This is a genomic window from Microbispora cellulosiformans, assembly GCF_008728085.1.
In the GTDB taxonomy this organism is placed as follows: Bacteria; Actinomycetota; Actinomycetes; order Streptosporangiales; family Streptosporangiaceae; genus Microbispora; species Microbispora amethystogenes.
Genome location: NZ_VYTZ01000001.1, coordinates 894,012 through 909,123 on the forward strand (window position 1 = coordinate 894,012; position 15,112 = coordinate 909,123).

The 15,112-nt window shown below is 72.5% G+C and carries 14 protein-coding genes; 4 read left to right on the forward strand and 10 right to left on the reverse strand.

Annotated elements, in window-relative coordinates:
• Window positions 1-79: 79 nt before the first annotated feature.
• The 6 genes from F5972_RS03800 to F5972_RS03825 all read right to left on the reverse strand — a co-directional run bounded on the left by F5972_RS03800 (window position 80) and on the right by F5972_RS03825 (window position 5,048).
• Window positions 80-577: an FABP family protein gene (locus tag F5972_RS03800; protein WP_150931033.1), complete on the reverse strand. Its 498-nt coding sequence runs from the start codon at window positions 575-577 to the stop codon at window positions 80-82.
• Between the two features lie 29 nt (window positions 578-606).
• Window positions 607-1,266, reverse strand: a complete 660-nt coding sequence (locus tag F5972_RS03805) for a response regulator (protein WP_150931035.1) — start codon at window positions 1,264-1,266, stop codon at window positions 607-609.
• On the reverse strand, window positions 1,263-3,368 hold the full coding sequence (locus F5972_RS03810; RefSeq protein ID WP_191909925.1) for a sensor histidine kinase: 2,106 nt from the start codon (window positions 3,366-3,368) through the stop codon (window positions 1,263-1,265). The genes F5972_RS03805 and F5972_RS03810 overlap by 4 nt, the downstream gene beginning before the upstream one ends.
• Before the next feature lie 100 nt (window positions 3,369-3,468).
• A complete protein-coding gene (locus F5972_RS03815; protein WP_150931039.1) occupies window positions 3,469-4,050 on the reverse strand; it encodes a hypothetical protein in 582 nt (193 codons plus the stop codon).
• A 32-nt stretch (window positions 4,051-4,082) separates the two neighbouring features.
• Window positions 4,083-4,544, reverse strand: a complete 462-nt coding sequence (locus tag F5972_RS03820; RefSeq protein ID WP_150931041.1) for a hypothetical protein — start codon at window positions 4,542-4,544, stop codon at window positions 4,083-4,085.
• 33 nt (window positions 4,545-4,577) lie between these two features.
• Window positions 4,578-5,048, reverse strand: a complete 471-nt coding sequence (locus F5972_RS03825; RefSeq protein WP_150931043.1) for a hypothetical protein — start codon at window positions 5,046-5,048, stop codon at window positions 4,578-4,580.
• Window positions 5,049-5,395: 347 nt separating this feature from the next.
• On the opposite strand from F5972_RS03825, the gene F5972_RS03830 reads away from it, so the two are divergent.
• Entirely contained in the window at window positions 5,396-6,040 is a 645-nt protein-coding gene (locus F5972_RS03830; RefSeq protein ID WP_150931045.1) for a hypothetical protein, read from the forward strand.
• Between the two features lie 37 nt (window positions 6,041-6,077).
• A complete protein-coding gene (locus F5972_RS03835; RefSeq protein ID WP_150931047.1) occupies window positions 6,078-6,440 on the forward strand; it encodes a DsrE family protein in 363 nt (120 codons plus the stop codon).
• Between the two features lie 59 nt (window positions 6,441-6,499).
• Here the strand turns inward: F5972_RS03835 and F5972_RS03840 are convergent, their stop codons facing one another.
• From F5972_RS03840 to F5972_RS03855, 4 genes are all read right to left on the reverse strand, one after another.
• The gene (locus F5972_RS03840) at window positions 6,500-7,207 is read right to left on the reverse strand and encodes a type 1 glutamine amidotransferase (protein WP_150931049.1); all 708 of its coding nucleotides are present in this window, start codon (window positions 7,205-7,207) and stop codon (window positions 6,500-6,502) included.
• Entirely contained in the window at window positions 7,197-8,471 is a 1,275-nt protein-coding gene (locus F5972_RS03845; RefSeq protein ID WP_150931051.1) for a MurT ligase domain-containing protein, read from the reverse strand. Before F5972_RS03845 ends, F5972_RS03840 begins: the two co-directional genes overlap by 11 nt.
• Before the next feature lie 28 nt (window positions 8,472-8,499).
• On the reverse strand, window positions 8,500-11,589 hold the full coding sequence (locus F5972_RS03850; RefSeq protein ID WP_150931053.1) for an ATP-binding protein: 3,090 nt from the start codon (window positions 11,587-11,589) through the stop codon (window positions 8,500-8,502).
• A gap of 97 nt (window positions 11,590-11,686) precedes the next feature.
• Window positions 11,687-13,618, reverse strand: a complete 1,932-nt coding sequence (locus tag F5972_RS03855; RefSeq protein WP_150931054.1) for a hypothetical protein — start codon at window positions 13,616-13,618, stop codon at window positions 11,687-11,689.
• A 146-nt stretch (window positions 13,619-13,764) separates the two neighbouring features.
• Between F5972_RS03855 and F5972_RS03860 the strand changes: the two genes are divergently transcribed.
• Window positions 13,765-14,424: a hypothetical protein gene (locus F5972_RS03860; protein ID WP_150931056.1), complete on the forward strand. Its 660-nt coding sequence runs from the start codon at window positions 13,765-13,767 to the stop codon at window positions 14,422-14,424.
• The gene (locus F5972_RS03865) at window positions 14,424-15,101 is read left to right on the forward strand and encodes a DUF4352 domain-containing protein (protein WP_150931058.1); all 678 of its coding nucleotides are present in this window, start codon (window positions 14,424-14,426) and stop codon (window positions 15,099-15,101) included. The genes F5972_RS03860 and F5972_RS03865 overlap by 1 nt, the downstream gene beginning before the upstream one ends.
• Window positions 15,102-15,112: the final 11 nt, after the last annotated feature.

Consider the following 15,112-nt stretch of genomic DNA (forward strand, 5'->3'; position numbering starts at 1 on the left):
TCCAGCCGGCCCGTCTCCTCAGGAGGCGGAGCGCGCCCGGGGTTTCTCTTTTCCCCGGCTAACGCGACCTCTGCTCCCGTCAGGCCTGCTCGTCGAAGTCGCCGGTCCGCCTGAGCTCCGCGGAGGCGTGCGACTGCAGCGGGTGCCCCACCGCCGCCATGTCGTAGGCGTACATGAGGTTGCCGTTCACCAGGCCGTAGAGCCGGTGGCCCGCGTTGTACTCCTTGGCCGTCGTGGTGCGCGCGACCACGTCCGTACGCAGCTCGATCTTATGGAAGACGACCTCTCCCACGTAGATCTCGACGATGCCGGTGGGATGCGCGAGGCACACCTCGATCTGGCGGCCGGGCTGGATGCGCCAGAAGCCGGATTCGGTCGACAGCGGCCTGACCTTGTTGCCCTCGGCGTCCAGCAGCCAGCTGCGGCTCCGGTAGCTCAGGAACGGCTTCCCGTTGTGCCCGAACACGACCTCCTGGCCGAAGTTGGCGCTCTCCATGGTGGGATAGCCGATCACGCCGGCCCCCTCCCAGCGGCCCAGGAGGAAGGCGATCGGCTCAAGGTCGGGGTGTACGTCCATGGAGACGAGCTTAGAGGCGGCGGGGAGGCTCAGCGGCCGAGACCGGCGTCCCGCGCCCGGATGATCGCCTCCGCCCGGTCGGCCGCCTGGATCTTGCCGAGCACCGCGTGCACGTGGTTGCGCACGGTCTTCTGGGACAGGAACAGCCGCGCGGCGATGTCGCCGTTCGACAGCCCGGCGGCCACCAGGTCGAGCACCTCGTGCTCGCGGGCGGTGAGGCCGGGGAACGCCGCGGCGGCGGCGCCACTCTGCGGTCTCGGGGTCAGGAACTCGGTGATCCGCCCGGCGAGGACCGCCCCGAACACCACGCCGCCGCCGGACACGGTGGTGATCGCGCGCACTACCTCCTCGGGCTCGGCGCCCTTGAGCAGGTAGCCGCGCGCGCCGGCGCGGAGCGCCTCGAAGATCGTGCCGTCCTCCTCGGACATGGTCAGCACCACGACACCGGTCTCCGGGCGTTCCCGCAGGATGTGGCGGGTGGCCTCGATGCCGTCCATGCCGGGCATCGAGACGTCCATGACCACCACGTCGGGCTCGTGCCGGGCGGCCTGCTCGACGGCCTCGGCGCCGGTCGCGGCGGTCCCGACGACCTCGACCTCGTCGATGCTGCCCAGCAGGGCCGCGAAGCCCTCGCGGAACACCGGGTGGTCGTCCACCACGAGCACCCTCACCGGGGGCTTTCCGGTCATATCCCTACCTCTTCCGTCGTCGTCTCCTGTGCCACGGCCTCTCGCCTGGGGGCGGGCGGTCCGATGGGCAGCCTCGCCCGCACCCGGGTGCCGCCGGATCCGGCGGAGGTCACGCCGCACGACCCGCCGAGTTCGGCGGCCCGTTCGCGCAGGGAGACGAGACCCACGCCGCTCACCACTCCGGCGCCGAGGCCGACGCCGTCGTCGGTCGTCACGACGTCCAGGCATCCCTCCTCGGTGTCGCGGGTGAGGGTGATCACGCACTCCGTGGCCCGCGCGTGCCGGACCACGTTCGTGAGGGCCTCGGACGCGATCCGGTACGCCGCCACCTCGACGGCCGCCGGGAGGTCGGACAGGTCGCCGTGCTCCTCGACCCGGATGGTCAGCCCCGGGGTCCGCAGCCGCTCCGCCTGCTGCCGGATCGCCCCGACCAGGCCGACGTCGTCGAGCGCGGGCGGCCGCAGGCCGTGCACCAGGCGCCGCACCTCGGTGAGCATCCCGCTGAGCTCCTGCCGGGCCAGGCCGAGGATCCGGTCGGCCTCCTCCGGCGAGCGGCGGCCGGTGATCCGCGCGGTGTCGACCCGGGAGGCGACCGCGGCCAGGGCCGGCCCGAGACCGTCGTGCAACTCGCGGCGCAGGCGGCGGCGTTCGTCCTCCACCGCCGCGACCAGGCGCTCGCGGCCGGCCTGCAACTCCTCCGCGAGGCGTACGGCGCGGGCGGCCGCGGCGGCCTGCCGGACCAGGTCGGCCAGCAGCCGTTCGTCGTTCGAGGAGAGCCGGGTGCGGGAGGGCGCCTGGCGGGGCAGCAGCAGCCGGCCGATCTCCTCGCCGCGGTAGGTGATGGGCAGGGCGCGTGTTCCGGCGGGACGCTCGCCGTCCTCGACCAGCAGCCGTTCGCCGTTGACCTGCTCGATCTCCACCCCGACGTACGGCGTGCGGAAGGCCCGCGCGACCGTCCGCGCCAGCGTGAGGAGCTGCGTCCCGGAGTCGTCGGCGCGCTCAAGCCTCTCGGCGAGCCCGGACATCACCCGGTAGGGATCGTCCCGTTCGCCGACGACCCAGCGCCGCACCAGCCGCCACAGCCGGTGCCGTAGCTGCGCGTACAGGATGGCCACCGCGAAGACGGCGATGACCAGCCGCTCCCCCTCGTTCAGGCGCGGCCCGAGCAGGCGGCCCGCGCCGCCGAGCACCAGCAGGTCGAGCAGGAGGGTCAGGGCGAGCAGGGCGCCGTACACCACCGTCCCGCCGAGCAGCCGGTCGATGTCGACGAGGTCCGGCTTGACGATCCCGACCGCGACCGATGCGGCCGTGATGGCCAGGGCGGTGTCGAGGCCGACGGTGCCGAACTCGTTCGGCAGCAGCCGGATGGTCAGCATGACCAGCAGGTCGGCCACGGCCGCCCACAGCAGCCAGCGCATGCGCGCCCGGCCGACGCCGGCCGAGCTCCGGTAACGCCGCACCACCACGACGAACGGCGCGACGAGGCTCAGCGGGACGCACAGTTGCGCCACCAGGAGCGCCCCGGTCCAGACGGCGTCCGGCAGCGGGACGTGGAGCGGGTCGAGGTCGAGGGCGGTCAGCGGCGCGGGGATAGGGCGGGAGTCGGAGGTCGCCTGCGCGACCGCGGACGGCGCCGCGACCAGGACCAGCGGGAGCAGGCTCGTCAGGGCCAGGCTGACCAGCGTGATCCCCCGCCACCAGCCCGTGGGCATCTTCCCGTCGGGGTAGAGCAGCAGCACCAGCGGCAGCAGCAGCAACAGGCCCGCGCCGAGCCGCTGGTAGACGAAGTGGGCCGCGGACCCACCCGGGAGCGCGGGGTGGTGCATGGTGGCGTAGGCGAGCCAGGAGGCGGCCGCGTCGTCCACCGCCCACCAGGCGCCGAAGACCGCCATGAGCCGGCCCAGGGGATGGCGCGGGTGCCGGGTGAGCACCGCCGTGCCGGCGGTGGCCAGCGCGACGCCCACCAACGCGTCGGGACCCGCCGGAGGCAGGTCGAGCAGGGCCCGGTGGGCCTGCGGCACCCGCAGGCCGACCAGCGCCGCCGTCACCGCGGCGGCCACCGCGACCACGAGGAACGCGAGCCCGGCGATGTTCAGGCGCACAGGCCAACGAACCATCACAAACTGCACCAAAGCAGTGTGCCGCAGCCGGCGCGGGATGTCCCTAGTGCGCGTATCGGGTGGTGAGCGAACGGCCGGACGATCACTCGTCGTGGCCGAGGAAGTCCTCGATCTTCTTGGCGTAGCCGTGGCGGCGACCATCCGCTGAGACCGCCACGATGTCGCGGATGTCACGGTCTCGGATGAAGGTGGCGAAATACACCTCGCCACTGATCGGATCCCGGTGCAGCGCCTGAGGGACGCGCCCGGCGCGCTGCACGGCGTAGAGCCGTACGGTCTCGGGGGCCACCCGGCCGTACACCACCAGGTCGTGGTCGTCGATCGCCCAGATGGCGGCGTTGACGGGCGCGTCCTCGGTGACCTCGAAGTCACACTCGGGCAGCCCCTCGTGCGCCGTCCCCTCGACCGACAGGCAGTGGCCGCCCTGATCGCCGGTGAAGGCGACCAGCCGCCAGGAGTCTCCGGCCGCGCGGTACTCCGCGAGCGCCGCCTGGGGCGGCGCCGGCGACGCGGCGAGCGCCGGGTCCTGCGGGGCAGAGTCGCTCACCGCGGGAGGGGACGCCCCGCAGGAGGTGGCGAGGACCGCCAGGGCCACCGTCAGCACGGCTGCCCGTGGCCAACGGTTCGGCGAACGGTTCGTCGAGCGGTTCGGTCGATGTGCCATGTGATCCACCTCCTCGGGGGCGACCCGGTCCATCAGGTCCAGTACTGCCAGATCTCCGCCTTACGCAGGTAGATCTTGGGGTGCACCGTCACCCGCGTGTAGAACGTCCCGCGCCGGTTGACCCGGGGACTGCACGCCTTTCTGACGTTGCTCTTGTAGTCCTTACTCGCCCAGATGCGGTCGCTGTTCGGCTTGCGCAGCGAGAAGAACCAGCCGCGCGGCTTCTCGTTCGGCCGGTCGGCGAAGAAGTCGTAGCCCTGGGTGCGGACGCACGACTGCGCCTTCCCGTGGGCGTATCCGCTGTTCCGGGTGGACCTCCACCTGTCCCCATACCGGTTGACGGCGCTGATCTCGTACAGGGCCGAGTAGTTGCTGTTGCCGGCCCGCGCACCGGCCTCGGTACGCACGCTCGCCTGGGCCGCTTCGGCGCCGCTGAGACCGAGCAGCACCGGCGACGACAGCACCAGGAGCAGGGGGATGGCGCGATTCCGCATGTCCATTTCCTCTCGGTTCGAGATTTCGTCGGATTAGTTCCAGTACTGCCAAACCTGGGCCTTCTGGAGGAGGCTGCCCGAGTGGACGGTGACCCTGGTGTAGAACGTGCCGCGCCGGTTCACCCAGGGGCTGCACACGCTTCGGACTGCGCCTTTGTAGTCCTTGCTCGCCCAGATGCGGTCGCTGTTCGGCTTGCGCAGCGAGAAGAACCAGCCCTGGTTGAACCGGTGTGGCTTCTCGAACCAGGGGTCGAACCGGTAGCCGCTCGCGCGGACGCACGCCTGAGCCCGGCCGCCCGCCCGGTTGTTCCTGGTGGAGCGCCAGTTGTCGGTGATCGAGTTGCGCGCGTCGATGTGCGTCAGCGTGTACGTCTTGCTGCCTCCGCGGAGCGCCTGCGCCCCGGCCGACGCCGAAGCGATGGCCGCTCCGCCGGTGGGCAGGAGCAGCGAGGCGATTCCTGCGGTCACCGCGATGGGGAGTGCGAGCTTTTTGCCGATTCGCATGATCTCTTTCTCCTGTCATCGGTGGCGTGGTTCGGGATAGGCGGCACATATCAATCGGCCGCCACTCCCGGTAAACAGCCGTTGACAAGGCCATGGTTCTGGCGGCGGATCCGCCGTTGTGCATTCCTTTAGATGCCGCCTGCCGCCTTGGAGTTCGCTCGCGGATCGGATTCGCCGTCTCCGCCATCTCGTCCGGGACGCGCGTCCCGTCCGTCCTGGGACACGACACGGGCCCGGAATCGGGACGCCGCGCCCTGACGGCCTGGGGCGGCGGCCCAGCAGGATCGTCCTCGTCGCCGCGGTGATCCCACCGCCGCTCCCGCCCCCCCCGAATCGAAGGAATCCCGATGACCAGCACCTCCCACGTCCCGGGCGCCACCGCTCCCACCGCCTCCTCCGCCGCCGCTCCCGCCAAGGGGCTCTCCGAGTCGACGGTGCGCCGGCTGGCCCTGGGCCTGTCCACCGGCGCGCTGACCTGGTCGGCCGTCAGCTTCGTCTACGGCTTCGACGTCGCGGGCGACCCGGGCCTGATGATCACCGACCTCGCCGGCCTGGCGTTCCAGATCGGCGCCCAGTGCCTCCTCACGATCATGCTCCGTACCGGCGCGACCGGCGTGAGCCGGGTGGCGCGCGGCATGGTGCAGGCCGAGCGGGTGCTGATGTCGCTGGCCATGGTGTGGAGCTTGGTCCACGGGCTCTTCCCGGCCGCGCGTGACACGGTCTGGCTCGGGATCCTCGACGCGTTCTGGCCGCTGTCGATGCTGGGCATGTTCGTGCTCGGCGTCAAGATCGCCATCACCGGCCGGTGGCGCGGGGCGGCCCGCCTGTGGCCGCTCGTCGCCGAGAGCTGGGTGGTCGTAACCCTCCCGACGCTGGCGATCTTCGGCACTCCCGTCTCCGACGTCGTCGGCGCGGCCCACCTGCTGGTGGGTTACACCACCCTCGGGCTCATCCTCGCCTTCCGCCCCGACCTGGTGCGCGGCGGGAAGTGAGTGACGGCAGACCGGCCCAGCGGACTAGGCTTCCGTCATGGCACGATCTTTGGTGATCAAGGTGACGGCCGGGGCGGACGCCCCGGAGCGCTGCAACCAGGCCTTCACGGTCGCGGCGGCGGCGCTGGCGAGCGGTGTCCCGGTCTCGCTCTGGCTGACCGGCGAGTCCTCCTGGTTCGCCCTGCCGGGACGGGCCAAGGAGTTCGCCCTGGCCGAGGCCGCACCGCTGGAGGACCTGCTCGCCGCCGTCCTGGCGGCGGGCCGGGTCACACTCTGCACGCAGTGCGCCGCCCGCAGGGACATCACGGTGGACGACGTCATCGACGGGGTCCGCATCGCGGGGGCCCCCACGTTCGTCGAGGAGATCCTGGGCGAGGGCGTGCAGGCGCTCGTCTACTGATCCTGCTGCGGGCTCCTGGAGCACCCCCCGGTCCCTGAGGGACCGGGGGCGCGGGCGTGTCAGGCGGGCAGCACCGCGCGCAGGCGCTCGTCGCGCAGCGCCTGGTACCAGCCGTCGTCGATCGCGGGCAGCGGCCCGGTCACCCAGCTCAGCAGCAGGTCGGCCAGCGCGGGGTTGCGGGCGAGCGCCGGGCCGTGCAGGTAGGTGCCGATGATCCGGCCCGCGTAGCAGCCCTCGGTGCCGTCGCCGTTGCCGGTGCCGACGACCGTCCGGGACAGCGGGCGCACCCCCGGCCCCAGCCGGGTCACGCCCATGTGGTTCTCGAACCCGGTCAGCGTGGGCAGCCCCAGCGCGGGGTCGACATCGGCGGCCAGCTCGCCGACCGCGCGCCGCTCGCCCCGCCCCGAGCTGATGTCGAGCAGGCCGACGCCGGACACCGGCTGGCCCTCCTCGCCGCCGAACACCGTGCCCATGATCTGGTAGCCGGCGCAGACCGCCAGCAGGGCCGCACCCCGCTGGATCGCGGCGTGCAGACCGCCGTCGCGGCGCAGCCGCTCGGCGCCGAGGATCTGCGGCCGGTCCTCGCCGCCGCCGATCAGGTAGATGTCGCCCTGCTGCGGCACGGGGTCGGAGGAGCGCACGTGGATGGTCCGGGTGGGGATCCCCCTGGCCCGGGCCCGCTGCTCCAGCACCAGGACGTTCCCCTGGTCCCCGTACGTGCTGAGCAGGTCGGGATAGATCCAGACGATGGACAATTCAGACGGCACGGCCGAACTCCGCTCGGATCTGCTGGAACGCGGTGTAGTTGGCGATCACGTCGATCTTGCCGGGGGCGAGGACGGCCACCGCCTGCTCGAACGAGTCGCAGAGCTGGAAGGGCACCTCCGCGACGGCGAGCCGCAGCGCGAGGTCGAGCCGGCGCTCGCCGGTGACCAGCACCGGCCGGCCCCGCAGGATGCGGTAGTCGACGTCCCACAGCCAGGAGGTGTCGCGGCCGTCCGGCCCCTGCGCGTTCACCGACAGGATGATCGGCAGCGCCGGGTCGGCGACGTCGAACGCCTCCAGCCAGCCGGCCGGGTTCTTGGCCAGCAGCAGCCGCAGCGACCTGCCCTCCCGCTCGACGGTGGTGTAGCGGCCCGCGACCGAGGTGACCGTGCGCAGCCGGGGCAGCGCCCGGCCGGGGTCGAGGCCCAGCGTCTCGGCGACGGCCAGCGCGACGGCGGCGTTCGCCCGGTTCGCCTGGCCGGGAAGCTGGAGGTCCAGCCGCCAGCGCTGCCCGCGGGGGTCGATCACGTCCTCGCCGTCGAGCACCCAGTTGGGCTCGGGACGGTGGAAGGTGCACTCGCGGCAGGCCCAGCTGGTGTCGGCGAGCTGGGCGGCGGTCAGGTTCTGCCCGCCGTTGCCGAACCCGGCCCGGTCGAGCGGGCCGCCGCACTCGGGGCAGCACCAGGAGTCCTCCCGCCAGCGCTGCCCGGCCGCCACCCACGTCACCCGGGCGGCGGTGGAGGCGCCCCAGGTGACCAGCGGGTCGTCGCAGTTGGCGATCACGTGGGCGGGCCGGCCGGCGAGTGCGCGGCGCCACTTCTGGGCCAGCAGCCAGATCTCGGCCGCCCGGTCCATCTGGTCGCGGCTGAGGTTCATCAGGGCGACGATCCCGGCCTCGGTGGTGTCCAGCACCTCGGGGAGGTACTTCTCGTCCACCTCCAGCACGCCGTACGGCGCGCCCTTGCTGGAGGCGAGCGCCGACACGTGCCCGGCGGGCATGTTGGCGCCGAACGCGTTCGTCGCCACGTCGCCGAGCTCCTGCAGCGCCGAGGTGATGAGACGGGTCGTCGTGGTCTTGCCGTTCGTCGCGCTGACCAGGACGAGCTTGCGGTCGGCCGCGAGCTTGCGCAGCAGGTCGGGCTCCAGCATCAGGCCCACCCTGCCGCCGATCACCGAGCCGTCGCCGCGCCCGGTGGCCCTGGACAGCGTCGCGGCCGTACGGCCCAGAGCACTGGCGAGCTGGGCCCGCAACGGAAGCTGACTCATGCCCAGATCCTAGTGCCCCTCCTTGAAATCACGATCCGAAGGACAGCTCGGCGGGGGTGTCGCCGTCGAAGGGCAGCACGAACCGGCGGGGCCAGGACAGGACGGTCTCCAGCCAGCCCGCGCTCATCGTCTGGGCGACGTACTTGACCCGCTCGCGGGGCTCGACGCCGATGGCGACCGTCGTCACGTCGCGCTGGATGCCCTCGTGCTCGTCGTCGCCGAGGATGACCCGCCAGGCCAGCGCGCGGTTGCGGTCCACCTCCATCGACAGCGGGTGGTGGCGCAGCGCCTTGGCCCGGTGGCCCAGCAGCTCCGTGCGCACGCCGACCGCCACCGCGCCGTCGGCCGGCTCGGCGCCGTTGACCCCCTGGTGGGGGTACGGCCGGCCGGAGGGGTCGGTGCCGAACAGCGGATACTCCATCGCCGGGGCCGGGCTGCGCAGGTTGGGCGCGGGATGCCCGAACGGGAACAACCGGTCCACCTCGTGCAGCCAGCGGACCTGCGGGATGACCCAGGCCGCGCCCGGCCGCTCGCCGGCGCGCATCGGCGGCTCGCCCTCCGCGCCGTCCGCCTGGCCGGCCGCGAGCAGCCCGGCCGCGACCTCGGCGGCCTTCTCGGTGAGCAGCGCGGGGTCGAACCAGGTGCGCAGCGACCAGGCACGGCGCGACACCGACCGCTCGACCAGCGTGGCCAGCAGGCACTCGCGCCGCTTGACCGGCAGCTCCGCCCAGATGTCGGCGAGCACGCGCGGCACGCCCGGCAGCGACCGGTTCGTCACGAACGCCAGGACGGCCGTGTCGGTCCAGATGCGCAGCCAAGCCCACTCGGGGGCCACCGCGAGCAGGTCTGCCTCGCGCAACTCCACCAGCGTGCAGGCCTTGCCCGTACGGCACTCGCGCCCGCAGGCGGCCGAGCGGCGGCCGCAGATCGGCGGGACCGGGCCGAGCGTCTCGCGCTCGCGGTCCTCCCCCAGCGGCACCCGCACGCGCAGCGGGCGGTCCATGCCGTCGGCGAACACCGCGGCGAAGCCCGGCTGGAGCGACACGACCTGACGCGACTGGTCCTCGCTCAGGTTCATCGCCGCGCCGACCAGCGCGCGGTCGTCCTCGGCCGGGAGCCGGTGCACGACCTTGAGCGCGGTGTTCTTCACCACGTCGGAGACGAGCTTGGTCGGGATCTGCTCGGCCACGACGATGCCCTCGCCGTACGCCCTGATCTCGGCGAGCATCCCGGCCAGCAGTTCGACGGCGTGGGTGGAGGCCCGCTGGGAGCCCCGGTCGCGCAGCAGCCGGTGGGCCTCCTCGATCACGATGACGTGCCGCAGGCCGCCGACGCCGTCTTCGGCCCGCGGTTCGGAGCGGGCCCGCATCCGCAGGTGCTCGACGATCCGGATGATCAGCGTGCCCATGAGGAACGCCTTGTCCTCGTCGTTGGCGACGTCCTCGATCGCGAGCACCACGTTGCGCTGGAGCAGGCCGCCGATGTCGGCCGGGTGGCCGCCCTCGAAGAACCGGCCCGCGCTGCCGACGCGCAGGCTGCGCAGGCGCAGGCTGATGAAGCCCTCGACGTCGGCCTGGACCTCGTTGCCGTAGCCGATCTCCTGGATTACCTCCAGCGCGTGCTGCTGGAGCTGCTCCAGTGTCGGCACGGCCGGCTGCACGGCGGCCCCCGGGATGCCGCCGCCGGTCACCACGTCCCAGCCGTTGGCCTCGTAGACGCGCTGCAGCGCCAGCGACATGATCTGCGGGAACGGCTCCTCGGCGTCGAAGGCCGCCTGGAACAGCGCCCTGACCATGTCGATGTGCGCCTGCACGGGATAGCCGGGCTCGGGCGCGAGCGGGTTGACGCTGATCGGCACGTTGTCCGGCGCCGAGGGGTTGATGACGGTCAGCGGGGCCAGGTGCTCGACCCGGCCGGCCATCGCGGCGTACTCCGACTTCGCCGGTTCGATGGCCAGCCAGGGGATGCCCGCGATCGTGAGCTGCTCCAGCAGGTGCCGTACGGTCTGGGACTTGCCGGAGCCGGTGGCGCCGGTGACGAAGGCGTGGCGGTTCAGCGTCGCGAGCGGCACGCGGAACGCGCCGACGGCGCGGTCCTGGCCGTCGACGATCGCACCGAGGTCGATCGACTCCGCCGAGCCCTCCACGTCGGCCTCGCTCGTCACGTCGAAGAAGCCGGCGTCGAGCACCCGGACCCCCGGCACCTCCCGGCGCGGCAGCCCGGCAAGTGCGGCGAGGGCCCCCGCCGTCGCCGCGAACGGCGCCGCCGCGCCGTCGGCCGAGTCCTGCAGGTCGACGGCGAGCGCCTCGGCGAAGCCGTACACCGACTCGCTCGCGCCGTCCCCCGACAGGGCGGGCAGCGTCATGGCGCTGCGCAGCCGGTACGGGTGGTGGCTCATCTCCACCGAGCCGACCAGCACCGGCGCGATCTGGCGCAGTTCGTCCGGGCCCGCCGCGCCGGCCAGCACCCGTACGTTCCACAGACCGGCCTCGCGGAACGCGTCCAGCTCCTGCATCCGGCGCTCGGCCCGCTCGGCGTCGAACCGCGACCGCTCGGAGGCGTCGCCGTACTGCCGCAGCACGTTGAGCTGGGTGCGCAGGTGGGCCACCTCGGCGTCGAGCAGGTCGGTCGGCTCGGCGACGACCACCCAGGCGAACGGCCGGGACATGAGCGTGACCAGCGTCGACTCGAAGAGCGTGGGCCGCTTGGGCTCGTCCGGCTCCGGCTCGCGCCTGCCGTAGAGCGGCGGGGCCTGGCGGCCGGGGCACGGCGTCCAGACCAGGTCGGCGAGGTCGGCCAGCCACTCGTCGCCGATCTCCACGCCCCGCGCGCCGCCGGGGAACAGCAGCGGCTGCGGGCCGGTGACCGGCGGCTCCGGGGCCGAGGCCGCCCGGCGCGGTGGCTTGGGCGGCGTGAGCGGTCCCGCGTTGGTGATCAGCTCCAGCGGGGCACCCGACCCACGCGACAGCCAGCCGATGACGAACGGCCGGTTGCGCTGCGCGGCGGACAGGACCGCGGGGAGCACCGTGACGAAGTCCCACTCCGCGGACGAAGTGCGCGAGGGAGCGGTGATCGCCTGGATCCGGTACCACGGCCCGCTCAGAGGGAACGGATGCAATGAGACCCCTCAGTCGACGACGAACAGGGAAGAGACTCCTTCAACGATCAGGCCCGCACACCGTGGTTGACGATGCCCTTACCGGCCGCGGACCGTGTCATGGCCGCTTGCGCCAGTCGAGGCGGGACGGCGGAGGGCCGAGGTTCGGGGGGACCTCGGGCAGCGCGGGCTCGGCGGGCTCCGGCTCGGGCTCGGGTTCGCGCGGCGTCAGGGCGGCCCGGCGGATCTCCTCGAACTCCCCCAGCGTCGTCTTCGGGAAGGTGAGTATCGCCGGGTTCGCGTCCGCCAGGCGCACCTGGCGTCCCTCCGCCGTCGAGTAGGTGACGATCACCGACGTCGTGGGAAGCTGCTGGAGCTGGTGCGGCTCGACCAGGAACTCCCGCGACCGCTGCAGGACCCCGTCGGCCACCGTGGGCGCGCGCCGGCCCCACTCGGTCGACTCCGTGATGTCCTCGCGCAGGTCGCCCTCCCGCATGTCCTCCCCCTCCGTGCGGCCCTCGCCGACGGTGGAGGTGTAGAACCCGCTCGGGGCGTGGACCGCCGTGCTGAACGTCTCGGTGAGCTGGGCGAGCTCGAGGCGGTGCTCGGTGCCGACGTGCTCGCTGGCCACCCGGGCGTCCTCGGCGTTGCCCAGCCGCATGAACGCGACGGCCGCGTGCCCCCGGCCGAGCCGTTCCCGTACGGTCGGGGTGAGGCTGCGGTAGGTGAGGACGAGCCCGGTGCGCGAGGTCTCGCAGGCGTCCATCAGCCGGTCGAGCACGTCGCCGCGGAGCTTGTCCGCACCCGCGACGATGATCGTGTGGTACCAGGGCCGCTCGCTGGCCGGCGACTGGCGCAGGATGTGCGTGAGCGCGGTCGCGACGTACGTGCCGAGCACCCGGTTGCCGAACACGCCCGCCTGCCGGTCCATGCTGACCACCCGCAGCCGCGCGGGCGGCAGCCGTACGGCCTCGGAGCCGAGCGTCTCCAGCTTGCGCAACTGGGACTCCAGCGCCCAGGCCCGCTCGATGACCACCCGGTCGGCCACGCCCCGGCCGAACAGCGTGCCGATGCGTTCGAGCTGGGAGGCGGTCAGCAGGCCGTACTTCATGTCGTCGCGCGGGTCGCCCACCTGCGCGAGCGCCCGCAGCGCGGCGGTCACCTGGCTGATCGTGGCGTTCTCGCCGAGGACCTCCAGCACGCGCTCCAGGATCGCGTTGTCGAAGCCGATGTCCCTGCTGGTCTCCTCGCTGACGCTCACCACGTGGGCGAGCACGTCGGCGAACGCCTCGGGCTTGAGCGTCGCCCCCAGGTCGAGCTTGGGCAGGTCGACCGGAAGCACCCAGACGAGCGGGTCGTCCCCGCCCCGGCGGGCCAGCTCGATGAGGTCCTTGGCGATCGCGCCCTCGGACAGGTCGAGCACGGTGAGGTGGCCGCCGCTGTAGAGGCGGGTCGCGCCGATCAGCGTGACCAGGGCCGACCAGCCGGCCAGCGTGCCGCCGGCCACGTCGACCCGGTCGATGTCGTCCGGCACCGCCACGGCGTACCAGGTGATCTGCTTGTCGAAGCGGTTCTTCTTCTCGGCCCAGTCGCGGTACTTCGCGGCGTGCTCCTCCTGGGCGGTGACAATCTCCCGCTGCCGCCGCTCCTGCTCCCGCAGCGCCTTACGGCGGCGCTCGTCGAGCCGCTCGTTGACCGTACGGTCGCCCTGCCGGATGGCGTAGGTGCAGATGGCGGCCACGCCGCCCGCGGCGACCAGCCCGAGCAGCACGAACGACCAGGTGAGCAGGCCGCTCACGCCGAGGACGAGGATCCCGGCGGCCAGCACGGCCATGAACGTGCGGAACAACCGGACCGGATGGTTCAGCAGATCCTTCTGCAGGCGCTCCCGGTGAACCCAGTCGGTGGTGTCGGCGGGAGGCTCGGCGACGTCCTCGCGCGCCGGCCGCTTCGGCGGCGGCCCCGGATCGGGGTACAGCAGAGCGTACTGCCAGCCCAGGTAGATCCGGTCCGCCTGCAACTGGGCATGCTCGGGGTGCGGGTCGCCCACGGGCCCTCCATGTCCGCCTAAGGTCACAGCGTAGGATCTGGAAGCCCTGTCAGGGCGAGCTTCTCGCCATTCGGACCTATTTCCCGCCGGCGCCTGGAACCTATGGGGCCCATGGGGCGATTGTGATCGTACTACCATCGCTTGCCATGACGTCATCCCCCAATGGCGGCGGCCGACGACGCCCGGTGCTGGTCCCGGTCGCCTCCGCGCTGGCCGTGGTGGGCATCGGCGTCACCGCCGCCTTCGGCGGCCTGCGCGACGCACCGGACAAGCCGCCGCCCACGGCCTCGCCCGGCGACACGATCGACCAGGGGCAGTTCCGCACCCAGTTCATCAAGGCGATCGACACCACGGAGAAGGGCAGCTTCGGCGACGCCAAGCGCTACCTGGAGCTCGTCGTCAAGGTCACCAACATGGGCGACGAGACCGCCTCGGTCGGCATGGTGCCGCAGCCCGGCAAGGGCTTCAGCCAGACCGGCACCTTCGCCGGCTCCCTGCTGCGGACCCGCCCCGAGATGAAGAGCGAGTACGGCCCGCGGGCCTCCGTGCTGAGCTACGGCATCGAAAGCCAGCAGCTCCATCCGGGGATCACCACCACGGTCGTGGTGAAGTACGAACTCCAGCCCACCGCGACCGCGCCCGAGGAGATCAGCCTCGACCTGGGTTCGTTCGCGAACGAGCCACTCGGACTGCTCAATCAGAGTCGTGACTGGATGCTCAAGGGCGAGTACAAGGAGGACGACGGCCCGTTCGAGCCCGAGGTCGCCACGCGGATCACCCTTCCGGTGCGGAAGGAGGCCAGCTGATGACTCTGGTCCAGACGGAGAGCCGTACGTCCCGCCGGGCCGCCGCCGGGCGGCCCCGCAGGCGCGGGCTGGGCCGGCGTCTCGCCGCCGGGGTGGCGGGCGTCGTGCTCGCGGCGGCGGCCGTCTACGCGCAGCAGAACTTCGCGATGCCCTTCGAGCAGCGCGCCTCCTTCCTGACCTACAAGGGCCGGATCGGCGAGACGGTGGCGACCAAGCGCTTCTCCGTGAAGGTCGTGTCGGTCACCGCCGCCCGCGCCGTGGACACGACGGACTACTCCGGCAAGGTGACCAAGGTGGGCACGAGCCATCTGTTCCTGCTGATCGACGTCACCGCGACCAGCGCCCGCGAGCCCATGAAACTGAGCAAGCTCAGCCCGCCCGTCCTCCTGACCGAGGACGGCCGGCGTTACCTGCCCACCGACAAGGTCGACGAGAGCCTGACCCTGTTCAACCGGTACATCCAGCCGGGATTCTGGACGAGCGGAACACTCGTCTTCGAGGTGCCGAAGGACGCGGTGCCGGGTGCGAGCCTCGTCTTCATCCCGCCCGTCAGCCCGCTGGTCGTCGACAACTCCGCGCCCGAGGCGCAGGTCGACCTGGATCTGTCGGGCGCCGCCGCCGACCGGCTGATCGCGCAGGCGGAGGACTACCACACACTGGCGGGCCCGAGCCGATGACCGAGACGCCC